24 protein-coding genes are annotated in these 23,258 nt (G+C 66.4%); 7 read left to right on the top strand and 17 right to left on the bottom strand.

Annotated features, from left to right (window positions below):
• Positions 1-97: 97 nt before the first annotated feature.
• The 12 genes from SMD14_RS11250 to SMD14_RS11195 form a co-directional block, all read right to left on the bottom strand.
• Complete coding sequence (locus SMD14_RS11250) at positions 98-1,177, bottom strand: glycerophosphodiester phosphodiesterase (protein ID WP_321213686.1); 1,080 nt, start codon at positions 1,175-1,177, stop codon at positions 98-100.
• A gap of 133 nt (positions 1,178-1,310) precedes the next feature.
• Positions 1,311-2,828, bottom strand: coding sequence for a glycoside hydrolase family 32 protein (locus SMD14_RS11245; RefSeq protein WP_321213685.1), 1,518 nt, complete (start codon positions 2,826-2,828; stop codon positions 1,311-1,313).
• Positions 2,829-2,830: 2 nt separating this feature from the next.
• Positions 2,831-3,709, bottom strand: a complete 879-nt coding sequence (locus tag SMD14_RS11240; RefSeq protein ID WP_104998153.1) for a carbohydrate ABC transporter permease — start codon at positions 3,707-3,709, stop codon at positions 2,831-2,833.
• 1 nt (position 3,710) lies between these two features.
• A complete protein-coding gene (locus tag SMD14_RS11235; RefSeq protein WP_321213684.1) occupies positions 3,711-4,679 on the bottom strand; it encodes a sugar ABC transporter permease in 969 nt (322 codons plus the stop codon).
• 71 nt (positions 4,680-4,750) lie between these two features.
• The gene (locus tag SMD14_RS11230) at positions 4,751-6,043 is read right to left on the bottom strand and encodes a sugar ABC transporter substrate-binding protein (protein ID WP_321213683.1); all 1,293 of its coding nucleotides are present in this window, start codon (positions 6,041-6,043) and stop codon (positions 4,751-4,753) included.
• Between the two features lie 143 nt (positions 6,044-6,186).
• The gene (locus SMD14_RS11225) at positions 6,187-7,209 is read right to left on the bottom strand and encodes a LacI family DNA-binding transcriptional regulator (RefSeq protein ID WP_321213682.1); all 1,023 of its coding nucleotides are present in this window, start codon (positions 7,207-7,209) and stop codon (positions 6,187-6,189) included.
• Between the two features lie 170 nt (positions 7,210-7,379).
• On the bottom strand, positions 7,380-8,126 hold the full coding sequence (locus SMD14_RS11220; protein WP_321213681.1) for a hypothetical protein: 747 nt from the start codon (positions 8,124-8,126) through the stop codon (positions 7,380-7,382).
• Positions 8,127-8,234: 108 nt separating this feature from the next.
• Positions 8,235-9,107, bottom strand: coding sequence for an HNH endonuclease (locus SMD14_RS11215; protein ID WP_321213680.1), 873 nt, complete (start codon positions 9,105-9,107; stop codon positions 8,235-8,237).
• A 57-nt stretch (positions 9,108-9,164) separates the two neighbouring features.
• On the bottom strand, positions 9,165-9,359 hold the full coding sequence (locus tag SMD14_RS11210; RefSeq protein ID WP_321213679.1) for a hypothetical protein: 195 nt from the start codon (positions 9,357-9,359) through the stop codon (positions 9,165-9,167).
• The gene (locus SMD14_RS11205) at positions 9,356-9,886 is read right to left on the bottom strand and encodes a hypothetical protein (RefSeq protein WP_321213678.1); all 531 of its coding nucleotides are present in this window, start codon (positions 9,884-9,886) and stop codon (positions 9,356-9,358) included. The genes SMD14_RS11210 and SMD14_RS11205 overlap by 4 nt, the downstream gene beginning before the upstream one ends.
• Positions 9,887-10,007: 121 nt before the next feature.
• Positions 10,008-10,907, bottom strand: a complete 900-nt coding sequence (locus tag SMD14_RS11200) for a CPBP family intramembrane glutamic endopeptidase (RefSeq protein ID WP_321213677.1) — start codon at positions 10,905-10,907, stop codon at positions 10,008-10,010.
• 146 nt (positions 10,908-11,053) lie between these two features.
• Positions 11,054-11,905 (bottom strand): universal stress protein, encoded by an 852-nt coding sequence (locus SMD14_RS11195; RefSeq protein WP_157242005.1) that lies wholly within the window; start codon positions 11,903-11,905, stop codon positions 11,054-11,056.
• A gap of 153 nt (positions 11,906-12,058) precedes the next feature.
• On the opposite strand from SMD14_RS11195, the gene SMD14_RS11190 reads away from it, so the two are divergent.
• The 3 genes from SMD14_RS11190 to SMD14_RS11180 all read left to right on the top strand — a co-directional run bounded on the left by SMD14_RS11190 (position 12,059) and on the right by SMD14_RS11180 (position 14,949).
• Complete coding sequence (locus tag SMD14_RS11190) at positions 12,059-12,829, top strand: SDR family NAD(P)-dependent oxidoreductase (RefSeq protein ID WP_157242006.1); 771 nt, start codon at positions 12,059-12,061, stop codon at positions 12,827-12,829.
• A 52-nt stretch (positions 12,830-12,881) separates the two neighbouring features.
• On the top strand, positions 12,882-14,327 hold the full coding sequence (locus SMD14_RS11185; protein ID WP_321213676.1) for a DUF5129 domain-containing protein: 1,446 nt from the start codon (positions 12,882-12,884) through the stop codon (positions 14,325-14,327).
• 112 nt (positions 14,328-14,439) lie between these two features.
• Entirely contained in the window at positions 14,440-14,949 is a 510-nt protein-coding gene (locus tag SMD14_RS11180) for a DUF1003 domain-containing protein (protein WP_321213675.1), read from the top strand.
• 55 nt (positions 14,950-15,004) lie between these two features.
• Here the strand turns inward: SMD14_RS11180 and SMD14_RS11175 are convergent, their stop codons facing one another.
• The 5 genes from SMD14_RS11175 to SMD14_RS11155 form a co-directional block, all read right to left on the bottom strand.
• Positions 15,005-15,568, bottom strand: a complete 564-nt coding sequence (locus tag SMD14_RS11175) for a flavodoxin domain-containing protein (protein ID WP_157242008.1) — start codon at positions 15,566-15,568, stop codon at positions 15,005-15,007.
• A gap of 22 nt (positions 15,569-15,590) precedes the next feature.
• A complete protein-coding gene (locus SMD14_RS11170) occupies positions 15,591-16,061 on the bottom strand; it encodes a GyrI-like domain-containing protein (protein ID WP_157242009.1) in 471 nt (156 codons plus the stop codon).
• A gap of 74 nt (positions 16,062-16,135) precedes the next feature.
• Positions 16,136-16,423 (bottom strand): DUF5655 domain-containing protein, encoded by a 288-nt coding sequence (locus SMD14_RS11165; protein ID WP_321213674.1) that lies wholly within the window; start codon positions 16,421-16,423, stop codon positions 16,136-16,138.
• Positions 16,424-16,522: 99 nt separating this feature from the next.
• Positions 16,523-16,993, bottom strand: a complete 471-nt coding sequence (locus SMD14_RS11160) for a pyridoxamine 5'-phosphate oxidase family protein (RefSeq protein ID WP_157242010.1) — start codon at positions 16,991-16,993, stop codon at positions 16,523-16,525.
• A 66-nt stretch (positions 16,994-17,059) separates the two neighbouring features.
• Entirely contained in the window at positions 17,060-17,524 is a 465-nt protein-coding gene (locus tag SMD14_RS11155) for a flavodoxin domain-containing protein (RefSeq protein WP_321213673.1), read from the bottom strand.
• Positions 17,525-17,680: 156 nt separating this feature from the next.
• Between SMD14_RS11155 and SMD14_RS11150 the strand changes: the two genes are divergently transcribed.
• The 4 genes from SMD14_RS11150 to SMD14_RS11135 all read left to right on the top strand — a co-directional run bounded on the left by SMD14_RS11150 (position 17,681) and on the right by SMD14_RS11135 (position 23,198).
• The gene (locus tag SMD14_RS11150; protein ID WP_321213672.1) at positions 17,681-18,163 is read left to right on the top strand and encodes a pyridoxamine 5'-phosphate oxidase family protein; all 483 of its coding nucleotides are present in this window, start codon (positions 17,681-17,683) and stop codon (positions 18,161-18,163) included.
• On the top strand, positions 18,135-20,114 hold the full coding sequence (locus tag SMD14_RS11145) for a heavy metal translocating P-type ATPase (RefSeq protein ID WP_321213671.1): 1,980 nt from the start codon (positions 18,135-18,137) through the stop codon (positions 20,112-20,114). The genes SMD14_RS11150 and SMD14_RS11145 overlap by 29 nt, the downstream gene beginning before the upstream one ends.
• Before the next feature lie 67 nt (positions 20,115-20,181).
• Positions 20,182-20,643, top strand: a complete 462-nt coding sequence (locus SMD14_RS11140; RefSeq protein ID WP_157242014.1) for a universal stress protein — start codon at positions 20,182-20,184, stop codon at positions 20,641-20,643.
• Positions 20,643-23,198: a cation-transporting P-type ATPase gene (locus SMD14_RS11135; RefSeq protein ID WP_321213670.1), complete on the top strand. Its 2,556-nt coding sequence runs from the start codon at positions 20,643-20,645 to the stop codon at positions 23,196-23,198. Before SMD14_RS11140 ends, SMD14_RS11135 begins: the two co-directional genes overlap by 1 nt.
• Positions 23,199-23,258: the final 60 nt, after the last annotated feature.

Genomic DNA, 23,258 nt, shown 5'->3' with positions numbered 1-23,258 from the left:
CGGCGGGCGCGAACTGAGCGTTGTGATTCACATTTTTGCCAAGAAAAGGGCCCTGCACGGAATACCGTGCAGGGCCCGCTTGGTGCTGGCACCGGCTTTACGGCCGGGCAGCTCCGGGTTCCAGCGAGGACTTCTTCGGAAGCTTCATGGAGTACTCGGCCATGACGTCGCGAAGGCGGTCCGGGTAGTCAGTGATGATGCCGTCCACTCCGGTGTCGATGAGTGCACGCATGGTGGGCTTGTCGTCCACCGTCCAGGGAATGACCTGCATGCCCTTGGCGTGTGCCCGGCTCACCATGTCCGCCGTGACATACGGGACGTAGCCGGGGTCGGTGACGGTTCCGTTCTGGGGCGTGCCGTGGACGGGGGAAACGGCGTCGAAGCCCAGGGACGCGGCCGCGTCCACCAGGTCACCGCCGAAGTCGTCTGAGTCAATGCCGCCCAACCAGGGTGAGCTGCCGGGCTTGCCGGCCTGCAGGAAGTCCTTGTTGGTCAGGGCTACGGTGCGGATCTGCGGGTCCATCTCCTGGACGAGCCGGAGTGCGCCCCAGTCGAAGCTTTGGATGGAAACGCGGGACTGCATGTTGGCAGCCTTGATTTCCTTCAGTGCCACGTTTACGAACTGTTCCCGGGGAGCGGTCTGCTCGGGCGCGCCGGCCTCCACCTTCGTCTCGATGTTGAACTTCACCTGGCTTGCCCGGTAGGAGTCCACCAGGGCAAAAACTTCGGCGAGGGTAGGCATCTTGGCGCCTGGGGACGCTTGCTGGCCCGGGAACTGCGGCAGGGTCTTTGAGCCGCAGTCCAGGCTGCGGACCTGGTCGAAGGTGAGGTCCTTGATGTACTTGCCAACGTACGGGAACTGCGGGTCTCCGGGGGTGACGGGGGCGGTGTCGGCGCACTTCTTGTCGCTGATCTTCCGGTCATGCGTGACGACTTCGCGGCCGTCCTTGGTGATCTGCAGGTCCAGTTCAAGGGTGGAGACACCTGTTTCGATGCCCTTGGCGAAGGACGCCAGGGTGGACTCCACGGTCAGTCCCAGCCCGCCGCGGTGCGCCTGGAGGTCAAAGTGGTTGTCCGTGCCGTTGGGGTTGGTGTCGGCGGCCTGGGCCGGAAGGGATGTTCCCAGCGCCATTCCTGTGCATATGGCCGCAGCGGTCAGCAGCTTTGCGTATTTCATCTGTCAATCTCCAAGTTGGGGGGTGCCCGGTGAAAGGGCACACCAAGTCTCGGGATCCAGATGAAACCAAGAACAGCGAACAGGTGGCGTGGACGTTACGCAGGCATGAACTAAGACCGTACTCCCGGAAGGTTCAACGGCCGACGACGTCGAGCACCACGAGGTGCGCCCCCTCACCTTCGGCGAAGATGGCCAGGCCCGTGCTCGCCTCCCCGGGGAACACCAGGTCAGTGAGCGTGGCGAGCCCGTCCTGGGCGAAAACCTCCACCGAGCAGCGGTCCAGGTAGACCCGCAGGCGCAGCCGGCCTCCCTGCAAGGGCACGGCCACGGCTTCAATCGACGGGAAGGTTTCGTGGAAGGCAACCTGCCCGGATTCGCGGCGGTCCAGCCGCAGCATCCCGTCCGAAGTGTCGTAGCGGAGGACCGTCCGCTCATCGTCCCCCGCCCGAAGCACCAGTCCCACTCCCGCGGCGGCGCCCGGCTCCAGCTCAACGTCGATCCGCGCCACGGATGCGGCGGCCGGGACGTCCAGAACGCCGGACGCCAAGGGCTGCGGCCCCAGCCGGACGTGCCCTGTTTCCCGCTCCGGCAACGGATCAATGGCTTGCTGCCGAAGCATCACTTTCCCGTCTACCCGGGTCAGCGACACCTCCCGCGGCAGGGACATGGCGCTGCGCCAGCCGCCGGTGGGCGTCTCGCGGGCGTAGTCCCAGTTGTTCATCCAGCCGATCATGATCCGGCGCCCGTCCGGCACGTTGCTGAACGAAACGGCGGCGTAGTAGTCCCGCCCCCAGTCCAGCCAGCCGTACTCCCGCATCCGGCTGCTGTCCTTCTGGAGGCCCTCGGTGACCGTCGATCCGGAATGGAACGCCACGCCGTCGAACTCTCCCACGAAGTACTGTCCCGCGGAGCCGCCGGCAATGCCGCCCGGGTTGATGTTCACAATGAGGACCCACCGGTTGTCCTCCGGATTCCCGTCCACGGGCAGCTCAAACAGGTCCGGGCATTCCCAGACGCCGCCGGTGGCGTTGGCAGGGCCAAAGGTGCTCAGGTGTTCCCACGCCTTCAGGTCGGCCGACTTGTACAGCACTACCTGGCGCTGCACCGCCTCGACGGCGACCATCACCCAGTAACTTCCGGCGCCGCCGTCGTACCAAAAAACCTTTGGATCGCGGAAGTCAGCGGACGCGCGGTCCAGCACGGGATTGCCGTGGTACTTGGTCCAGGTCCGGCCTTCGTCGAGGCTGTAGGCGAGCGACTGCGCCTGCCGGCCCGGAAGCGGCGCGGCGTCACTGTAGGCACTGGTGTAAATGGCCACCAGCGGGGGATTGGCCGCTGTGCCGAGGCCGCTGGTGTTGTGCTGATCGAATACCGCCGAGCCGGAGAAGATGGCCTCGTGTTCGTCGCACGGAATGGCCACGGGCTGCTCGTCCCAGTGCAGCAGGTCCCGCGAGGTGGCGTGCCCCCAGGACATGTTGCCCCAGTCAGCGCCGAACGGGTTGTGCTGGTAGAAGAGGTGGTAGGTGCCGTTGAGGTACACCAGCCCGTTCGGATCGTTCAACCAGTTCCGTTCGGCGGTGTAGTGGAACGCGGGCCGGTACTGGTCGGTGGCAGCCAACGTGGCGCCCGCCGCCGTCGTCAATGAATTCATGGTTAGCCCTTTACGCCGCTGGAGGCGATGCTGTTGACGAACGAACGCTGGAAGGCGATGAAAAGCACCACCACCGGAACGGTGATCAGGGAAGCGTATGCCATCACCTCGCCCCACGAAACGTTCAGCTGGAAGAAGTACTGGATGCCGATCATCACCGGGCGCAGTTCCTCGGACTGGACCACCATCAGCGGCCAGAGGTAGGAGTTCCAGGCCGGCAGGAAGGTCAGGATCGCCACCGTGGCCGTCGCCGGTCCGGAGAGCGGCATGACCACCTGGCGGTAGATCTTGAACCAGCCGGCCCCGTCAATGCGGGCGGCCTCGTCGAGTTCCTTGGGGATGGACTCGAAGTACTGGTGGAACAGGTAGATGGAAAAGGCGTTGGCGATGAACGGGATGATCTGCACCTGGTAGGTGTCCAGCCAGCCCTTGGAGAATTCAAGGCTGAAGCCGTTCAGTTCAAAGTAGGGGAGCTGGTTGACCCACCACACCAGCGGCAGGGCGAGGGTCTGGAAGGGCACGATCAGCGTGGCCAGGATGGCGGTGAACACGATCTTCTTGCCGCGGACCTGCATCCGGGACAGTGCGAAGGCGCAGAGGCTGTTGACGAAGATGCCCAGGACAACGGTGACGGCGGAGACGCCCACCGAGTTGAGCAGGAAGCGGGCTGCCGGGACGCGGTCGAACACGGCTGCGTAGTTGTCGAAGGAGATGTTGCCGATGGGCAGGAACGCGGCCAGCGAGGACATGTCGCCGAAGATCTGCTGGTCCGGCTTCAGCGAGGACACCAGCATGAAGACGATGGGGAACGCAGCGACGACCGCGAAGAGGATGCGCACCAGCATGGTGCCGGCGCTTCTGAGGAGCAGTTGGTTTTTCATGTCAGTCTTTCTCCCGCGTGAGGTGGCGCTGCACCACGGAGACGATCAGGACGAGGACGAAGAACACCAGTGAGATGGCGGAGGCGTAGGAGGTTTCCTGCTGCCGGTAGCCGGACTGGACTGCCTCGTAAATGATGGTTGTGGTGGAATCCATGGGCCCGCCCTGGGTCATTACGCTGATCTGGTCGAAGAGGCCAAGGGCCTGGATGGTGATGGTCACGAGCACCAGGCTCCGGGTGTGGAAGAGGCCGGGCCAGGTGACGTAGCGGAACTGCTGCCACCGGCTGGTGCCGTCCAGCTGCGCCGCCTCGTAGAGCTCGCCGGAGATGCCCTGCAGTCCGGCCAGCCAGATGATCATGTGGAAGCCGGCGGCCTGCCAGATGGACAGGATGATGATGGCCGGCATCGCAGTGTTGGGATCGCCCAGCCAGTCCGGCCCGTCGATCAGGCCGAAGCTGACGGCGGCGAGGATCTCGTTGATCAGGCCGTCCTTGCGGTACATAAACAGCCACAGCAGCGAGACCACCACCATGGAGGTGACCACAGGCAGGAAGTACACGGTGCGGAAGAAGTTCACTCCGCGGAATTTCTTGTTGATCAGCAGCGCCATCACCAGGGCAAGGCCGGACTGCACCGGAACGATGACCACGGTGAAGTAGGCGACGTTGAGCAGGGCGCGGTAGAACGTGGGGTCGGTGAAGAGCCGGGCGAAGTTGTCCACGCCCACGAATTCCACCGGCCGCGGCGAGATGAGCCGGGCGTTGGTGAAGGCCAGGCCGAAGCCCAGGATGGCCGGAATGAAGATGAAGGCCAGCAGGAGCACCGCCGCGGGGGCGATCATGCCCCAGCCGCTGAGCTGGTCCCGGCGGAAGCCGGGCCGGCGGTGCGCGGCGGGTTTAGCGTTCGACGGCGGCACGGCAGTTGCGGGGGTGGCCGGACGTGGGCGGGTGGGAAGGTGGGAAGTTGCCATGAGGGGTCTCCGTAGGTCGGGCTGCCGGAGGGATGCGGCGCGCTGCGGCGCATCCCTCCGGCGTGCTCCGGCTATTTCTTGTAGCCGCCGTTGGACTTGATGTTGGCGTCTATCGCCTTCACGGCGCTGTCCAGGGTGGACTTCGGGTCTGCACCGTTCAGGATGTCCTGGACGGCCTTGCCGTATTCAGTGGCGATGAACGGGTAGGCGGGTGTCTCGGGGCGCATGACGGCGTATTCACGTGAGAAGTCCATGAAGATCCGGTTGGCGCCGCCGTCGGCGAAGGCCGGGATCAGGGCTGCCGCCTCATTGCTGGCGGGGATGGCTCCGGTGGCTTTGGCGACGGCGGCGATGTTCTCCGGCTTCAGGGAGTAGGAGAGGTAGTCCATGGCGGCCTCGGAATTGCTGCAGCCGCTGGTGACGCCCCACTGCCAGGAGGCGCCGCCGATCTTGGGGCCTTCACCCAGGTCAACAGGGGGCATAACCACCAGGTCGTCACCGAGCGCGGCCTTGGCCTTGTCCGCAGCCCATGAACCGGTGTAGACGATGGCGCTCTTGTTGTTCAGGAAGTCCTGGGTGGAATCCTTGCCGCTCTTCTTGGCCATGAATCCCTGGTCGGCCAGGCCGCGGAACCACTCGGCCCACGCCACAGCCTTGTCCCCGTTGAGCTCGCCCTCGGCGCTCTGGAAGCCGTCGCGGTTGACCAGGTCTCCGCCGAAGGACTGCAGGAAGGGGGAGTAGGCGTACGGAAGCCATTCGCCGGTGCCGGCGGTGCCCAGGTCCAGCGGGTGCTCCCACTTGCCGAGGGCCTTGAGCTTTGTCAGGGCGTCCTGGAACTCCTCTTTGGTCCAGGGCTGCTCGATGGTGGCAGCCCGCACCCCGGCGGCCTCCAGGTCTGAGGTGCGTGCCATCATGGCCAGCGCGACGTCGTAGTAGCCCACCGCGTAGGGCTTTCCGTCCCATTCAGCCACTGTGCTGGGGAGCTGCTTGGAAAGGTCGGCATCCAGTTCCAGGGGTTTCAGGTATCCGGCCCACGCCCAGTTCGGCACGTTGGGGCCATCGATGTCCACGATGCAGGGGAGGTTCCCCGCGGCGGCGGCGGAAACGACAGAGTCGTTGTAGGAGTCCTGCGGGAAGGCCTGGACCTTGATCTTCACTTTGTCCTGGCTGCCGTTGTAGGAGTCCACGATCTTCTGGACCGCAGCCAGCTCGTCCGGGTTACCGGCGTTGTGGGTCCAAAGGGCAATCTCCCCGGAACCTTCGCTGGAGGAGGACGCGCTGCCCTTGCCGCAGCCGGCGAGGGTGGCGGTGAGGGCGACGGCGGCTATGCTGGTCGCCAGGACCTTGGTGAGCTTCTTGTTCATGATCAGTCTTTCTGCTTAGACAGGGTGGAGGGGTGTGACGGGGTCCTGCTGGGAACGCGGCCGCTGCAACGGCTGCGTTCCCGATCTTTTTTGGGGGAATTAGGGAAAGCGGATAACAGCACCTGGCCCGGGGGCTCTGCAGGTCAGTTCCTGGGCGGGGCCACGGAGTCCCGCTCGACCAGCGGGCAGGCGATCTTTTCATGCACCCGGGGTGCGCCGGGGTTCTCAAGTTCGTTGAGCAGCTTATGGACCACCCACCGGCCCATTTCATAGTGGGGGAGGGCCATGGTGGATAGCCCCGGCCAGAGGGCGTCGGCAATCAGTTCCAGGTTGTCCACCCCCACAATCGAGAGGTCCGCCGGGATGTCCAGGCCAAGATAGCCGGCTGCCTGGTAGGCGCCCATGGCCATCTGGTCGTTGAAACAGAACAACGCGGTGGGCCGTTCCGTTCCGGACAGCAGATCCAGTGCAGCCGCACGCCCGCCGGCAGTGCTCGGATGCCCAGCCACCAGGCGGTCCGCCGGCAGCTCCAGTCCATGGCGGTCCAGGGCTGAACGAAAACCCGCGAGCCGTTCGTGGGCGGCAGGAATGTCGTCCTCGTTGTTGATCATGGCGATCCTGCGGTGGCCTGCCGCCACCAGGAGTTCGGCAGCGGACTCGCCGGCGCCGAATTCGTCCGGCACTACCGACGACAGCCCGGGGTTGTCCGTGGTGGCGTCCAGCACGATGGTGGGAACCGCGCTGAGTTCATCGGGTACGGACACCAGCTGGTTGAACATCCGGGCGAAGATGATTCCGTCAACCTGGTGCTGCTGCAGTGCCCGGATCTCCTGGCGCTCCAGTTCATTGTCGAGGCCGGAGTTGACCACCATCAGCAGGTGTCCGTGCTCTGAGGCGGCGTCCTGTGCGCCCTGGATCATGGCGCCGGCGAAGGGGGTGGTGGTGATCTCGTCGCTGACAAGGCCTAGGATCTGGGAGCGCTGGTTCCGCAGTCCGCTCGCCAAACGGTTCGGCGCGTAGCCGAGGTCGCCGGCGACGGCTTTGATGTTCTCGACAGTTTGGGCGTTCACCCGGGAGCTGTGCGCTTCGCTCAGGGCGTGGGACACAGTGGTCACGGACACGCCTGCAGCTTTCGCTACGTCCCGGATGTTTACCTTCGTCGCCATCGACCGTTCCTTTGCAAAACGTTTTGTATGTTGCTTGCATCACTATATGCAAAACGTTTTGCAGCCGTCAAGGGGCGAGTTTGGAAAACCTGGGTTTCCTGGGGCCGCGGACAATGTGTGCAAGAGCCGTGCGGGCACCGCTGTTGGCAGGCAGAGCCGCCGTCGAAGGCTTACGCCACCTGCGGTCCGCGCCTGAAAAGCACAGCCAGGAGGACCCCTCCGGCGATCAGCGTCAGCCAGGCGATGCTGATGATGATGATTTCGAAGACGTCCTCCCGGTTCATGCCGCGCAACGCCACCACGACAGCGAGGGAGGCCACTGCCGCGGCGAAGCTGGCCAGGAACAGCCACCGGATACTCCGCTCAAGCCTGGTCCGGGTGGACAACACAGGCACCAGGGAGAGGAAGACCAGGGTCATGAGCAGGTACCCCAGTTCCTCCAAGGCAATGAAGATCCCGTGGGGGTTGTACTGCGTGAAAATGGACCAACCGTCAAGCTGCCCTTTTTCAAGGCTGGTGGGCATGACCACTGCCTGGATGTAGTAGTTGATCAGGAGGACAGTCGCCGCGATCACCGCGAGGCACAGCGCCAGCGAACTGTAGGTCTTGCTTTTATCCGGTGCGTACTGATGAAGCGCGGCAACCAACGCCACGAAAAGCAGCATCAGGACCATCGCCGGAAACAGCCAGTAATAGTCTCCGGGCCATTGCTGAGGGATTCCGTCGCCAGTGAACGGGTAGGGGACCTTGTCCGGCAGTGCCGTCAGGGCAAGCGCAAATGTCAGGACTGTCACGCCGACAGTGGCCACTGCCACCCGGAACCCGAACCGGCAGGCGGCCCCGGCCGGGCTCAAGGCGCCCGGCCCGCCGCGTGCGGGTGCGCCGGCAGTTCGACTGCTTTTCCGTCTTGTTGGCATGGCTGTTCCCGCTCCTTGCGCCTACAGGTCCCGCGACTAGGATGCGGCTTAGCCGCCGGAGGAAACAGGGCATAAGGTCCCCGGGCAGGCTCAGGGACGGCCACCTGGTCAGTCCTGGCGGCCCTCGAGAATCCGCCGGGCGTCATCCTGCGCCTGGAGGGCACGGGGGCTTACCGCCTCGCCCCTCAGGTGGCCGGCAGCAGCGATGATGTTCCGGAGTTCCGAAACTGTGCGTGGTTCTGTCACCCCGTGGTGCGCCAGGGCGTGGCAGTTGGGGCACAGCGGAACAAGGTCGACAATGGGATCCAACTGGTACCCGGCCCCGAGCATTTCCGGCGGCACTACGTGGTGGACGTCGATGTAGCCTGTGCCGGTGTCGCCGTACGAGGCCTCGAAAGAGAACCCGCAGGCAGCGCAGGACGTTCCATGGAAAGCAAGGCACATCCGGCGCGCTTCGGGGTCCCGCTCGTAGCGGTTCACCTCCATACTGCTGACCGCGGCCTGGGGATAGGTCCCGGAAACCACTTGGGCAGGGACAACGGCGGACGGCCCCTGCTCCCGCCACAGCCGGCGAAGGCCAGGCTCCGCCCCTGGTGGAAGGTCCATGCCTGAACGAAAGGTGATGTCGCGCCAGGCCATCCCGGGGACGGCATGGCTGATGGCCTCCGGCGGTATCTGCTCGCCGAGGGGGAGCAGGGCATCGAAAGCGACGCTGACGTGCCAGCCGGCGTCTTCGCGTTCCCCTCGTGGCATGGTTGCGTAGGGTTCGGACACCACCACCCCATGTCCGATGAGCCCGGAACCTGCGTCAGTGCTGCCCTCTACCAGGAGCCAGGCCTCAGCCCCCGGCCGGACATGCAGTGCGTGGCCAATGCTCCAGCGCTGCAGGAACCGCCCGGACTGTTCCACCTGCTCGACGGCGGCACGGTAGTCCCAGCGGTCCCATGCGTTGGGATTCCATCCAAGGAGGACTGCAGCCACTACTCACCTAATCCAGCACGTGCTGTGCGTCGGGTACCACAGCCATCCGAGCGGAACCTAGATAGGTTCCTTGGCCAGCGCCTTGGTCTTTGCGGGTGTTTCGCGGCCCAGACGCTGATCGAGCGTGACGCGCAGCCTGGCGGCCGCAACCTGGACCCGGTGCTCAGCCGGGGTGGCCTTCTTCGGGGCGGGACTGGCGGAAGTGCTCCGCGGAGGATGGACAAACCGGTGTTCAGGCGACGCTGCGCTCATGGTCCAGCCTCCTTGGTTGTGTCTTCATCCGTCGTTCCATTCTCGCCCATGTTGCGGCCGGCGTCCATGAACGGCATCTCCGCGCCGGTGTTTCCTTCCTCCCCGAGGTCGTCCCCGTTCTCATCCCCGGAGACGCTCTTCCACGCGATGTCGAACAACTCGAGTTCCTCGGTGCGCGCGAGTTCGCTGCGGGCCAGCACTTCCAGGGTGGCCAGTCCCAGGGCCTTCGTTCCCTCGTCCTGGTCCAGCGCCCGGTCCAGCGCCCACTGGGTCCGCCGCCACCATTCGGCCCGGCTGTCCGCTTCCGTCTTCTGCATCAGGGCCCGGGCGTCCGCTTCCCGCTTCTGGTCCAGGGCCGTCTTGTCCGCTGTGGTGCGCTGCTTAAGCGTGCGCCAGTTGATGTAGAAGGCGAGCAGGGCGGCGATGAGGACGGCCAACGGCCCGAGGCCGGCAAGGATCACCCACCAGTCAGCCGGTCCGGAATGCACCACGACATCAAGCGTGCTGGGGGTCGGTGCAGGGGTCACTTCGCCAGCATAGGCCGGGGAAGAGCGGCCGGCCCGCCTGACACCCCGCTACTGCCACACGCCTTCGCGGCCCAGGATCCTTTCCTCCTGGACGGCCGCAACGTCGTCGGACCACGTCCCCTCAAGAATGGTGGATGGGTTTCCGGGCCGAAAGGGTCTCAGGTCCCCGTGTCAGGTCTCCGCGGCGGACCAGCATGACGACGGCGACGACCAGCCAGGCTGTTGCCGCATGGCCCCACGGGTAGACCTGCTGGGGGATCCCGGGCGTCAGGGGGTTCAGGATGAACTGGAACGTCGCGAGGCTGGCGTGCATCAGCATTGCCAGGAGCAGGCTGCCGGTGTGGTCGTAGACCCACACCATGAGCACGCGGTAGGCGGTGAGCTGCCCCACGAGCACGGCGACGAACCATAGGGACAGGAAGATCTCCAGCGGTATGCCGCCGTTTGTCCCGCCGCCGCCCCAGTAGCTCACAAAGAAATGCCATACACCCCACAGCACTCCCACCATGATTCCGGTCCAGAGCACGCTGAGGCGCCGGCGCGCCTTCGGGATGGCGAACCCGGTCCAGCCGATTTCTTCGAGGAGCCCGACCACCAGCCCGAGCACAAGCGCCATGACGATGGTGCCGGCTTTGTCTTCTGCCGTGGCGATCCGTGGTGCGTAATCCGCGGAGGACAACCAAAGGCCCAGCACGACGGCGGCCATCGTCACTGGCGCGACCAGCAGGGCGACGGCGTACCAGCGGCCGCCCACGCGCCACTTCTGCAGGCGCGACCATAATTCGCGGTACCCTGCCCGTCCGGACACGACTCCCGTCAGCAGCAGGCCGGCAACAGCCGGCCCGAGCAGCATCGCAGGCACGGTGACCGGGACCGTCAGCTGGAACTCTTCCGGGGTGGGCGACAGGCCGCCGGTGGAGGCCCATACGGCCAGCACAATGCTGCCCCATGACAAGAGGAAAGTAATGCCGTAATACCACCACAGCGGATGCTTCCGGACTGATGTCCGAAGGGCAAGCATGGGATCCTCCCGATTTACGCCTGATGTACCTTCAGCTTCCCTTCCACGGAACGCACGGCATAGGGCCGTCCGGCCCGATTCGCCTGGAACATAGGGCAGGGGCTCCAGGGCCTGGCTCGGGCCAGGCGCAGGAACGGAGCAGCGGGTCAGACAGTTCCCCGCCGGGAGATCAGGACCGGGCCTCGCGCGTGGTGAAGGACCGCATGGGCGGTGGAACCGATGGTCTCCCGCAAAAAGCCGTGGCCTTTGGTTCCCACGACGAGCATCCGCGCGTCGTCCGAGGCTTTGAGGATGGCATGCGGGACCGACGCGTCGGTGAGTACCCTGCCCTCCACGGCAACGTAGGGTGCGAGCGCCCGGGCACGGTGGAGGGCGGCGTGGAGCACTTCGCCGGCGGCAGCCTCGGCGTCGGGCCCGTTCCGCTGCGCGTACCCGGCAGGCACATGGTGGACGTGGACGATATTGAGCTTTGCCTGCCATGCCGAGGCCAAGGCGCAAGCGTCCTCCAGGGCCGCGGGAGAACCGGATGCGTCAACCGCGACGACGACCGGCCCGCCAGGGTGGAGGTCCGGCCGGATCACAGCTACGGGGCAGGAAGCAGTGGCGGCGAGTTCCAGGCTCACCGAACCCACCAGCAGCCCCAGGAATCCGCCCAGCCCCCGGCTGCCCACAACAACCATCTCCTGGCCGGCAGAGATCTCGGCAAGGTACGAGGCGGGCAGCCCATGCAGCAGGGTGCCCTGGACGTCCAGCCCGGGTGCCGCGGCTTGGGCGCGGCCGACGCCCTCCTCGAGGATCGCCTGTGCTGACCGTTCCAGGCCGCTGTCCGCTACTCCTGGAACGGGGCCCAGTTTGTGGGTCAGCAGCGGCCAGATTGAAACGTGGACGACGTGGAGGGGACAGCCTCGCAGGTCCGCCTGTTGCGCTGCCCACGTGATGGCGGCGGCCGCTTCGGCCGAACCGTCGTATCCGGCGACGATGGTTCCAGGTTCCTCCATTGCTCCTCGCTCCTTCGCAGGGACCTTCGGCCCTGTGGCGGCTCGCTGTGGGACTCCATGCTGATGGGGTGGGCTTGCTGTGTACCCGCCCTTCCAGCAGAGCACCCGCAGTTGCCGGAAGCAAGAACTGTTGTCCGATACGAGGAGCATCACATGGCTGCCTGGCAGGAAAACATCACTCCGCACCGGTTCGAGGGCCAGACCGTCATCGTCACCGGCGCCGCCTCCGGCATTGGGCGTGCCACCGCCCTTCGCGTTGCCCGGGAAGGCGGCCGGGTGATTGCCAGCGACCTCAGCGCCGAGGGCCTGGACAGCCTCGCGGCGGAGTACGCCGAACTGGGTTTCGTACCCGTGGCCGGGGACATCAGCAACGAGGCTGTGGTGCAGAGCGTCGTGGCTGCTGCCGGGGGGCGGGTTGACGCGCTGGCGAATGTCGCCGGGATCATGGACAGCTTCCAGCCGGTGCACGAGCTCGACGACGAAACGTGGGAGCGCGTGCTGAACGTCAACCTGACCGCCGTCATGCGGCTTACCAGGGCAGTGGTGCCGCTGATGCTGGCCGCGGGGTACGGCTCGATTGTGAATGTCTCCTCCGAGGCAGGCCTCCGCGGTTCCGCGGCAGGGGCCGCCTACACCGTGTCCAAGCATGCGGTGAATGGCCTCACCCGCAGCTCAGCCGTCATGTACGGGCGCCGTGGAATCCGCGTCAACGCTGTGGCCCCGGGCGGGACGAGGACCAATATCCACGCCGAGTTCAAGTCCCGGCTGGCTGCCGAGGTGCTGGGGCCGTTTATGCAGGCGAACGTTCCGCCCATCGCCGAGGCAGAGGAGGTCGCAGCGGGGATCGCCTTCCTGCTGAGCAGGGACGGCACGAACATCAACGGCGTGGTGCTGGCCTCGGATAACGGATGGAACGCCATTTGAGCGGGCCGCGGGCCGCGGGACAGGACAGGAAAGGAAAGGACAGGACAGGACTGTGCGCAGGATCGTTGGTCTGCTGCTGGCTTTGCTGGTGCTTCTGCCCGGCAGTGCAGGCGTTGCCTTCGCTGTTCCGCCGGCGTCCGTCGAGGTCCAGGATACGGCTGGGGTGCTGGACCGGAACACGCTGGTACCGGCCCTTGAACGCATTGAGTTCCACAATCCAACCAAGGTTGTGGTGTACACCTACAACGGCAGTGCGGAGGATAACCTCAACGAGGAGGTCCTGAGGTTCGCCCGGGCCGAGCACCCTGAATGGATCAGCGCGGACGGCCAAAAGTGGGCGGACGGGCTGTTCATTTTTGCCCTCGACCCGGTGGGCCGCCATGTAGGCACATACATGGGCGAGGACCGCAAGGTGTCCCTGGGACAGCGGACGGACATCCAGGACTCGGCCAAAGAACTTCTGCGGGACGCCCAGTGGACCGACGGAACCATCGCCGGCGTCCGGCGTGCCGCCGAACTCATCAACCAGCCTTGGTACCTCTCGGCTGCCTTCCTGGTCACTGCCTGGGTCACCGCTGGGCTGGCAGCCCTCGGCGCGGGATCCTGGATCATCGTGCGGGCCGTTACCAGGTCCTCCAGCCGGAAAGAGATTGAGCGCGGGGACCGGAGCTACGCGAACGTCAGCATGGATCTGGAGGTGACCGAGCTGAACGCCGGCACCATTCCCGAGGCATCCAGGTACGGAAGCCAGGTGCTTGAGAAACACCGCACGTTCCTGAACCGCTATAACGCAACCAGCGAGCTGTCCAACAAAGTGCACGCGTTCTCCGGGCGCGCTTTGAGCCGGCGGAAGAATCTCAAGCTCGCGCGACAGTACGCGGACGCGGCCTCGGAGCTCGACGCGCTGGACGACGTCATCGCGGACAGCAACGCCCTCCTGAACCGCGCCAGCGCCTGGCAGACTGCCTGGGACCGGCAGCTGGCACCCTTCCGCAGCGACCTGGCCGGACTTGAACAGCTCCTCACCAAGCGCCACGGGCAGGGGGATTCGGCCACCGCGGCGGCGCTGCGGTCTTTCCGCGACCAGAGCCTGCGGGAGATCGAGCGCTGGACCGCCGAGCTGGCGGAGGGAAGGATCGGCCCGGAAGAGGCGCTGGACCGCCTCTACGACGCCCGGACCCGGCTCGCCTCGCTCCTGGAAAGCCACGCGGAAACGGTCATCGGGGGCTTCGCGAAGAATGAACGTGAAGCCGAACTCATGCGGAAGGAAATGCAGGAAGCGCAGGAAGGCCTGGACCACCGGCGCCCTACCTATGAGCCAAGCATCCTGGGCACCGTCTACCCATCCTACCACTTCTTCTCCGTGGCCACCTTCAATTCCGGGCTCAACACCGGGGTCAGCAGCGTCAGCTCCGCCCGCGGCGGAGGCGGCAGCACCACCGGCTATGGAAGCAGCGGCGGGAGCTTTTCCGGCTCGGGCAGTTCATCCAGCTTCTAGCGCCGGGACCCGCGCCTTCCGGGCGCCCTGTCCATTGGGTAATTCCAGGGGCTACCGGCGCGTTCCGCGGCGGGCCGAGCGGCCACCCGGGGCCGGCACTTACCCTAGGCACATGAGCGAGCGAAGAACTACGTGGCACGCGCGGCACAAGGAGGGCCTAAGCCGGGGTGAGCGGGCGGCGGACGTCCTCCGCAACGGGATGGGCAGCTGGACATTCGTGGGGCTCTTCGTCGCCTTCATGGCGGCATGGGCCGCATTTAACACCTACGTGCTGGCATCGGACGCCTGGGACCCCTACCCCTACATCCTCCTCAACCTCTTCCTCTCCATGCTGGCCGGGCTCCAGGGCGCCATCCTGTTGATTGCCGCAAAGCGCCAGGACGCCATCGCGGCGGCGATGGCCCGCCACGACTACGAGACGGACGTTCAGTCAAAGTCGGAAATCGACCGGCTGATGGCAATCAACAGCCAGCAGGTTGAGCTGCTGGAGGAGCTCCGGGCCATGATTTCCCGGCCAGGCGCGCTTCAACCCGGCCCCCTGCCGCCGGCCGCGCCGCTACAGGGGGAAGATGCAGGCACGGACGACGGCGGCAGTACGGCCGGCCGCCCGGCCGGCGGCTAGGCAGGGGTTGCCGGGCGGGGCGCGGCGGAACCGCAGACTGAAGATCAGGCGGCCGCTAGTCTGCCGGGGTGCCGGAGTCCGGACGGCCAGCAGCCTCCAGGCCGGCAGCGATCTCGTCAGCCCAGGCGTCGATGGCCGCCCAATCCCGGAAATCGCCTGCCGGCAGGGCTTCCTTCGCTGCCGGCGCGAGCCGGATGAGGCGCTCACCGATGCCGATGGGAGGGGAATCCGGGTTCCACGCGCCGAAGAAGACCTGTTCTCCGCTGGGCCGGAGCAGCTCCTGCAGTTCGGCGAACTCCTTGGGCCTGGCACTCTTCAAGACATCCTCACCGTCCTTATCGACAGTGTCGTTTCCGAGCGGGCCGCTGCTGAAGAGCCAGACCCTCCTGGCCTGCAGCTCCCGCCGGTGCCGCTTGGCGAAGGCCGTCGCTTCCCTAAGCCAGTGGACCATGTAGGCGGCGCTGCCCAGCACCACGGCTTCATACTGGCCCACGTCATCCACTTCTGCCACGGGCCGGGCCTCGGCCTCGATCCCGTCTTCAGTGATCCGGGCAGCGATGCGTTCGGCAATGCCGGCGGTGGAGCCGTGCCGGCTGGCGTACGCAACGAGAACCTTCATCGGGTACCTCCCTGATTGGCACTTAGGCGACGGGCCAGACAACCCGGGTCTGCCACTTCGCGGGGTCGGGTTCAGTTTCCGGGTCGCTCAGGTAGTACTCCCACATGGTGTCCGACGGGGTGAGTCCTTCGGCTTCCATCTGCCCCAGGATCGCGTGGTAGGTGTTCTCCAGGGTGTCGTACGGCCCGACGTGGAGCGCTTCCAGGGCATCTGTCTCAGGCAGGGTGCCGCTCGCCACCCCGTCAGCCTCCGTGAAGTTGCCGTCGATGGGGAAGCCGGCTTCCACGTCAACTGTCTCGCTGGGCATTCCCCGGTAGAGCGCAAAAGGCGGTCCTGCGGGGCTGGCACCCTGTTTCCGGGCCGCAGCCATCACCGTGCCGAAGGCCCGGCTGAAGAAGTCAGTCAGGGAAGCCATGGGGACGCGTTCGCGGACGACGGCGACGGGCTGCTCTGTAAGGTGGACTTTCCTTGGGTGCTGGGCAGAGTTGTTCATGGCATTAGCGTGCGCCGCAGGCTGCAGGCGTCACAGGGCCTTAGGACTCTAAATGGTGTCCGGGCCGCCCGGCCTCAGCCGGCAGCACCATAGGCTTCGCGCATCCAATGCTCCACTTCGGCGTCCAGTTGGCTACTCTCCAGCAGCTCAAGGTGGTGCATCCAGATTCCGGGGGACGGGTGCACGATTTGCTTGAACCGCGGCGATGGCAACTCGTAGGGGAGCGCAAGGGTCAGGACAACGGGAACCGAAGATTTCACATAGGTCCCAGGGCGCCAAAGAAACGCGAAGCCGTGCCGGCGGCGGAACGAAACCTGGCTTTTGGAAACCCGGACCTCCATCGGTCCGAGAGCGGATGCCATGCGTTCTGCCGCCCGGTAGATGCCGTAGGCCGTGGCGGAACCTTCAAAAAAACGGTCAAGCGTCCAGGGTTCGCCGCCCTCCACGGGAACGGGCGGGGTCTATTCGAATCCTGCGCGGGTGGCCTCGTCCAGCGGGGTGCGCCAGGTACCGGAGGCGGACAGGGTGAACCTCCTGCCCGTCACCGACTGGGGAACAATCCGGATGAGGTGGTCCTTGCCTACACCCTGCCAGGGAAAGAGCCCCCGTCGCGTCTCGTTCAGTGCCGGCCCCGCGGCATCGTCCTGGACCGCCCTGCCCTTGACCACAACGCTCCAGGCCAGGCCAAACTCGGCGCTGACGCTGTCCGCTTCCAAGGCAACCAGCGGGTTGGCTTCAATGGCCTGCAGCTTGGTTCCACTCCCTGTCCGGAAAACAAGGCCCTGGCCGTCAACCTTGAAGCCCACCGGGAACACATCAGGCTGGCCGTCCACGACGACGCCAAGACGTCCCACGCTGGTGTGTTCCAGTAGTTTCCAGCACTCGTCGGAGTCAAGGATCTCAGCTTCTGGCACCATGTTCTTGTCGGTCATGTCCAGATCCTACGGCGCCGGCCACAGCCCTGAAAGGGCCCAAAGACCTTTGACCTGTCCGCGAGTTCAGGCTTCCCTGTGGCTGCCCTGGTCCTGCAGGCGCGAGAGAAGCGTTTCAGCCCACGCAGCTGCGCGGTCAACCTCCCCTTTGCGAAGAGGGCCTTCGCTGCCCTTGACATGGAAGGCCATGGGGCCGGCGACAATGCTTGCGCCGGCGTCCTTGAGTGCCCGGCTGATTTTCCTGGCCGCATCCCCGTGGATGAAGAGCTTGAGCCTGGTGTCGAACGCGGCGGCCCGGACCCCTGACAGTCCACGGGCCGCAAGATCGGCGAGCGCCTGGGTGATTTTGGGGGTCGGGCGCCAGCCATTGATGGGACTGCCGACCACAAGGAGATCGCCGGACTGGACTGAACCGGGATCGAAACGGTCTACGGGAACGGCAGCGGCCATGCTGCCCAGGCCCGCCGCCAGGGCTTCGGCGATGGTCCTGGTGTTGCCGTAGGCGGAGTCATAGACGACGAATGCCTTCATGGTCCTGGTCCCTTTCATGGACGGGCGGAAGCCGGGGTTCCCTTTCAAGAATGCGCGCCGCCGGGCCTGGGCGGGAGGGGCGAAGGTCATACGGGAGGCGGGCTCCGGGCCTAAATGCCCTAGCGGCGGCCGAGGGGTGGCAGTACGTTCAGCTGTATGCTCAACAACTCACCGGAACGGGACGCCTCATCGGCAGTGGAGGTCCTTGGCGCCAGTGCCTGCTGGGATCTCCTGCGGACAGTATCGGTTGGCCACCTCGCCGTCCTGGTTGACGGCCATCCGGAAATCTTCCCCGTGAACTACAAGGTGGACCATGAGTCGGTGGTCTTCCGCACCGGAGAAGGAACGAAACTTCACGCGGCCGCCGGGCCCGCCGCCGTCGCCCTGGAAGCCGACGGCACCGACCAGGGAACGCAAACCGCGTGGAGCGTCGAGGTGAAGGGCCATGCGGTTGTCCTTGAACCTTCCCCGGACCTGATGACCGGCGTCGGGCTCACCCTTTTTCCGTGGCAGGCGGGGCACAAGGACTACTTTGTGCGGATAACTCCGACGGCGGTGACCGGCCGGCGCTTCAAGATCACTTCGCCGCTGACCTGGTGGAGCCACCTGGATGACCCGGCGCGGGCAGGTTTTGCCTGAGGGTCGGCCGGCCGGTCCGCCCGGCACGTCCCTGGGGCCGCTGCAGGCGGCGAACCCCGAGCAGCCCCGCACGTCCCTGGCGGGCAGGGGCATCGCGTTTGTCCGGCTGTACCCGCTGGTGGCATTGACATGCCTGATGCTCGCGGTGACGGGACTGTTGCTGCAGTCCGGCCTGGGGCAGCCGGCCCGGCTCGGCGCGTCTGCCTATGCCGCCGTCGTCGCCGTGACCCGTGCCGTGTCAATGTTCCGTTCCCTGCGCCAGGGCCGTTGGGGGATCGACGTCCTGGCACTCATGGCCATTGGCAGCACTGTGTGGGTGGGTGAGTACCTTGCTGCCTTGGTGGTCATCCTCATGCTTTCCGGCGGGGAAGCGCTGGAAACCTTTGCCCAGGGACGCGCAGCACGGGAGCTGAGGGCGCTGCTGGACAGGGCTCCGCGGTTCGCGCACAGGGAAGCCCCCGGATCAGTCCTGGAGGACACCCCGGTTGGCGAAGTGCTGCCAGGGGACGTGCTGGTAGTGCGTCCCTCCGAGCTCGTACCAGTGGACGGGGAGCTCCTCTCGGACGCTGCCAGCATGGATGAATCCTCGCTGACGGGCGAAAGCCTCCCGGTTGAGCGGGTCCGGGGCGACCTCCTGCTCAGCGGCTCGGTCAACGGCGAGACGGCCATCAGAATGCGGGCCGCCGCGACCGCGGACGATTCGCAATACAGCCGCATCATCGCCCTGGTGGAGGAGGCGGCGTCCAGCCGCGCCCCGGTGGTCCGCCTGGCGGACCGCTACGCCGTTCCGTTTACCGCGCTCGCGGTCCTCATGGCTGCAACCGCGTGGCTTCTTTCAGGGGATCCCGTGCGGATCGCCCAGGTCCTGGTGGTGGCAACTCCGTGCCCGCTCCTGATCGCCGCGCCGGTGGCCTTCCTGGCCGGTACCAGCCAGGCCGCCCACAAGGGCATCATCATCAAGAACAGCGGGACCCTCGAGCAGCTGGCCAAGGCCAGGACCGCGGTGTTCGACAAGACAGGAACGCTGACCTCCGGGCGGCCCGTCCTGGATACCGTGCAGGCAGCACCGGGAGGGGCGGGAAGCGGATCGATGAACCCTGCGCGGATCCTGCAGCTTGCCGCCTCCGCAGAGCAATACTCCTCGCACGTCCTGGCAGCCTCCGTCATTGAAGCTGCCGCCCTGCGCGACCTTGAACTCCTGCCGGTTACCCGGGCTACGGAACATGCCACCCAGGGGGTGGAGGCGGTATGCGGCGGGGACACGGTGGTGGTGGGCAAGGCGGGCCTGGTCCGCAGCTCAGCACGGGGCTTCCGTGAAGCCGCCCTGCGCAGCGGGCAGCTGGCGGTCTACGTGGCCGTGAACGGCACCTACGCAGGTGCCCTCATCATGAAGGACCCGCTGCGCGCCGACGCAGGGCAGACGCTTGCCCGGCTGCACCGCCTGGGAATCCGCCACACCATGCTGCTGACCGGTGATGCCCGGGGGACCGCGGCGCACATTGCCGAAGAGGCAGGCATCCGGCACGTGCAGGCGGACTGCCTTCCCGAGGACAAGGTCAACACGGTGGCCGGCGTGCGGGAGCGACCGGTGCTGATGGTGGGCGACGGCGTCAATGACGCCCCTGTGCTCGCGGCGGCGGACGTGGGGATAGCCATGGGGGCCAAGGGCGCTACAGCCGCGAGTGAGTCGGCAGACGTGGTGATCATGCTCGACGACCTGTCCAAAGTCGCCGTTGCCGTCGAAATCGGGAAACGCACCGTCGCTGTGGCCCTGGTGAGCATCTGGACAGGAATAGGCCTCAGCATCGGGCTCATGGCTGTTGCCATGACCGGGTACATCCCGGCCGTCACGGGGGCACTCCTCCAGGAACTCGTGGACCTGGCCACAATCTTGAACGGGTTGAGGGCGCTGCACGGACCCAGGCCGAAAAAGCCCGTGGGCCGAGGCTGAAACGGCAGGGGGCCGGCATGACCTTCGGCCCTTCCCACGGCCGCCGCCAGTAGGGAATCTGGTGGATATGAAAGCAGAAACAGTGTCCAAGCCCGTCATTGTGGGTGTCGACGGGTCAGAATTCTCATCGGCAGCCCTGAGGTACGCGGGCACCCTCGCGGCCCGCCTTGGCGCCCGGCTGGAGGTCATCACCTGCATCGGCATGCCGGACTACCTGGTGCTGCCCCACCTTGAAGGCGCCGACCGCCAATTTACCGCGAGGCTTGAGGACGCGGCCCGCCGGTTGGTGGACGAAGCCCTGGGGAGGGCATTCTCCGGCGACCGGCCCGAAGATGTCGGTGTAACGGTGAAGTTCGGGCCGCCGGGCAAGGTCCTCGTGGAGGAGAGCCGGCGGGCACAGCTTCTGGTAGTCGGGCGGCACGGTGAGGGAGGGTTCCTGGGAACCAGCATGGGCTCCGTCAGCAAGGCGTGCGCCGCACGGTCCGTGTGCCCGGTGCTCCTGGTGGGCCAGGAGGCGGACGTCGTGTGATGACCGCGGCTGGCCTGACCTCGGTCCAGGCCGCGGATCTCCTGAAGCAGGCAGGCCCCAACCTCCTTCCGGCCGAGAAACCGGTGCCCCAGTGGCGGAAACTCTGGGGGGAGCTGACGCACTTCTTCGCCCTCATGCTGTGGTGCGCGGCGGGCCTTGCCTTCCTCGCGGACATGCCGCAACTGGGCGTGGCGATTATCGTCGTCGTCCTTGTCAACGGCGTCTTTGCCCACATCCAGCAGGAACGCGCCCAGCACGCGGCGGCGAAACTGCGGGGACTGCTGCCCGCTGACGTACTGGTGCGGCGGGACGGGCGCGTCCGGAAAGTCCATGCCAGTGAACTGGTGATCAACGACGTCGTGCTGCTGGCCGCCGGAGACCGCATCCCCGCCGACGTCGTGCTGGTCACCGCTGCGTCCTGCACCGTGGACGAATCCATGCTGACCGGGGAGAGCGAACCGGTGCCGAAAGCCGGCGGCGATCCTGCCTGGGGCGGGACGTTCCTGGTCAACGGCAACGCGGAGGCCGCCGTTTCGGCCACGGGCGCCAGGACCCGGCTGGCCGGGATCGCGCTCCTGACCAGCGGAGCCGTTTCCCCACCCACTCCGCTGTCCTTGGAACTGCGCCGGATCGTCCGCGTGGTGGCATCCGTTGCCCTGGCAATTGCCGCCGTCTTTTTCCTGGTGTCCCTGCTGGTGGGCATCCAGTGGCGGGATTCCTTCCTCTTCGCCATCGGCGTCGCCGTTGCCCTTGTTCCCGAGGGCCTGCTGCCCACGGTGACGCTGTCGCTCGCGATGGGCGCCCAGCGCATGGCTGCCCGCAATGCGCTGGTCCGCAACCTTGAGGCGGTGGAGACCCTTGGGTCCACCACGTTCATCTGTACGGACAAGACGGGCACACTGACCCAGAACAGGATGAACGCCGTCGAGGTCTTCACCTCCCAAGGAGAGGTACACATTGCCGGCGACGGGTACAACCCGGAAGGGACAGTCCTGGGGGAGGGAAAGGACAAAGCCGCCGAAACTGCGCTCGCGGCCCTTGCCGCCTCACAAGGCCGCGCCGAACTGCACGAAGGACAGTGGCGGGCCTCCGGCGACCCAATGGAAGCGGCCATCGACGTGCTGGCACGGCGGCTGACAGGGGCAGCAGGCGACGGGAGGGTGCCTTCGCGCAGGCTCCCCTTCGATCCCGTACGACGGCGGGAATCGGCGATCGTCGGACAGGACCTGTTCTGCAAGGGCGCCCCGGAGGCGGTTCTTCCGCTCTGCGGCGCCGTGCCCGAACCGGTCGGGGAACAGGTCCATCTGATGGCCTCACGGGGGCTGCGTGTCATCGCCGTGGCGCGGCGGAAGCTGGAGGGCGCGCCGGACCTCTGGGAGTCCCGCCCCGCCGAGGACATCGAACGCGGCCTCGAGCTGCTGGGCCTGATCGGGCTTCATGATCCGCCCCGGCCGGACGTCGGCGAGGTCATCCGGACCGCCCGCAATGCCGGTCTCAAACTCGCCATGATCACCGGTGACCATCCGGGCACTGCCGCGGCCATCGCGCGTGAGATCGGGTTGATGGGGGTTCCCGAACGGGTGCTGGAAGGCACGGAGCTCCCGGACGACGAGCAGTTGCTCGGCGCGCTCCTGGACCGCGACGGGGTGGTGGTGAGCAGGGTTTCCCCGGAGCAGAAGCTGCGGGTTGCCAGGGCGCTGCAGTCCCGGGGACACGTGGTGGCCATGACCGGAGACGGTGTGAACGACGGCCCGGCCCTGCGCGAAGCGGACATCGGGGTGGCCATGGGCTTAAGCGGCACCGATGTCGCACGCGAAGCGGCCGACCTGGTCCTCCTCGATGACCACTTCGGAACCATCGTGGCCGCCATCGAACAGGGCAGGGCCACCTACGCCAACATCCACAGATTCCTTACCTACCACCTCACGGACAACGTGGCGGAGCTGACCCCGTTTGTTATCTGGGCGCTCTCCGGCGGGCAGTTTCCGCTGGCCCTCGGCGTCCTGCAGATCCTTGCCCTGGACATCGGAACCGACCTGCTGCCGGCCCTGGCCCTGGGCGCTGAGCAGCCGGGCAAACGCGTGCTTGCGCGGCCCCCGGAACGGCGGCACCTGATGGACCGGAAACTGATGGTGCGCGTCTTCTGCGTGCTTGGCCCCGTGGAGGCCGTCATCGAAATGGCCGCATTCTCCGCGGTGCTCTTTGGCGGTGGCTGGGACCGCGGCGAGACGCCGGAGCCCGGGCTGCTGATGGCCGCCTCAGGTGCCGCTTTCACAGCGGTGGTGCTGGGCCAGCTGGCCAACGCCTTTGCCTGCCGGAGTGCAACCGTTCCGCCCTGGCAGCTGGGCTGGGGCACGAACAGGCTCCTGGCATGGGCGATCCTGGCTGAGCTGGCTGTGCTCGCGGCTTGCCTGTTTATTCCCCAGCTCGCCGCCGTGCTGGGGCAGGCCCCCCCGGCGCCTGCCGGACTCCTCGTGGCATTGTCCGCAGTGCCTGCCGTCCTGGCCGCGGACTGGGCCTACAAGCGCATCAGGGGCCGCTCCAACCACGTATGACCGGCAGCCGGCCCTGGTGCGGGGCCCGGCAAGGGGCGCGTTCCGGGGGCGGTCCGTGCT

Origin of the sequence: Pseudarthrobacter oxydans, from assembly GCF_034258515.1 — a bacterium.
GTDB lineage: Bacteria > Actinomycetota > Actinomycetes > Actinomycetales > Micrococcaceae > Arthrobacter.
The sequence above is the reverse complement of the archived record's forward strand: the minus strand, read 5'-3'. Positions and strand labels throughout refer to the sequence as shown.

Bases quoted from the DNA above. Each gene is read 5' to 3' on its own strand.
- SMD14_RS11225 (WP_321213682.1), bottom strand. From the start codon at position 7,209: ATGGCGACGAAGGTAAACATCCGGGACGTAGCGAAAGCTGCAGGCGTG.
- SMD14_RS11160 (WP_157242010.1), bottom strand. From the start codon at position 16,993: ATGACCGACAAGAACATGGTGCCAGAAGCTGAGATCCTTGACTCCGAC.
- SMD14_RS11155 (WP_321213673.1), bottom strand. From the start codon at position 17,524: ATGAAGGCATTCGTCGTCTATGACTCCGCCTACGGCAACACCAGGACC.
- SMD14_RS11220 (WP_321213681.1), bottom strand. From the start codon at position 8,126: ATGCCAACAAGACGGAAAAGCAGTCGAACTGCCGGCGCACCCGCACGC.
- SMD14_RS11240 (WP_104998153.1), bottom strand. From the start codon at position 3,709: ATGAAAAACCAACTGCTCCTCAGAAGCGCCGGCACCATGCTGGTGCGC.
- SMD14_RS11135 (WP_321213670.1), top strand. From the start codon at position 20,643: ATGACCGCGGCTGGCCTGACCTCGGTCCAGGCCGCGGATCTCCTGAAG.
- SMD14_RS11145 (WP_321213671.1), top strand. From the start codon at position 18,135: ATGACCCGGCGCGGGCAGGTTTTGCCTGAGGGTCGGCCGGCCGGTCCG.
- SMD14_RS11170 (WP_157242009.1), bottom strand. From the start codon at position 16,061: ATGAACAACTCTGCCCAGCACCCAAGGAAAGTCCACCTTACAGAGCAG.
- SMD14_RS11200 (WP_321213677.1), bottom strand. From the start codon at position 10,907: ATGCTTGCCCTTCGGACATCAGTCCGGAAGCATCCGCTGTGGTGGTAT.
- SMD14_RS11235 (WP_321213684.1), bottom strand. From the start codon at position 4,679: ATGGCAACTTCCCACCTTCCCACCCGCCCACGTCCGGCCACCCCCGCA.
- SMD14_RS11250 (WP_321213686.1), bottom strand. From the start codon at position 1,177: ATGAAATACGCAAAGCTGCTGACCGCTGCGGCCATATGCACAGGAATG.
- SMD14_RS11245 (WP_321213685.1), bottom strand. From the start codon at position 2,828: ATGAATTCATTGACGACGGCGGCGGGCGCCACGTTGGCTGCCACCGAC.
- SMD14_RS11230 (WP_321213683.1), bottom strand. From the start codon at position 6,043: ATGAACAAGAAGCTCACCAAGGTCCTGGCGACCAGCATAGCCGCCGTC.
- SMD14_RS11150 (WP_321213672.1), top strand. From the start codon at position 17,681: ATGCTCAACAACTCACCGGAACGGGACGCCTCATCGGCAGTGGAGGTC.
- SMD14_RS11190 (WP_157242006.1), top strand. From the start codon at position 12,059: ATGGCTGCCTGGCAGGAAAACATCACTCCGCACCGGTTCGAGGGCCAG.
- SMD14_RS11165 (WP_321213674.1), bottom strand. From the start codon at position 16,423: ATGGCATCCGCTCTCGGACCGATGGAGGTCCGGGTTTCCAAAAGCCAG.
- SMD14_RS11195 (WP_157242005.1), bottom strand. From the start codon at position 11,905: ATGGAGGAACCTGGAACCATCGTCGCCGGATACGACGGTTCGGCCGAA.
- SMD14_RS11175 (WP_157242008.1), bottom strand. From the start codon at position 15,568: ATGAAGGTTCTCGTTGCGTACGCCAGCCGGCACGGCTCCACCGCCGGC.
- SMD14_RS11140 (WP_157242014.1), top strand. From the start codon at position 20,182: ATGAAAGCAGAAACAGTGTCCAAGCCCGTCATTGTGGGTGTCGACGGG.
- SMD14_RS11210 (WP_321213679.1), bottom strand. From the start codon at position 9,359: ATGAGCGCAGCGTCGCCTGAACACCGGTTTGTCCATCCTCCGCGGAGC.
- SMD14_RS11180 (WP_321213675.1), top strand. From the start codon at position 14,440: ATGAGCGAGCGAAGAACTACGTGGCACGCGCGGCACAAGGAGGGCCTA.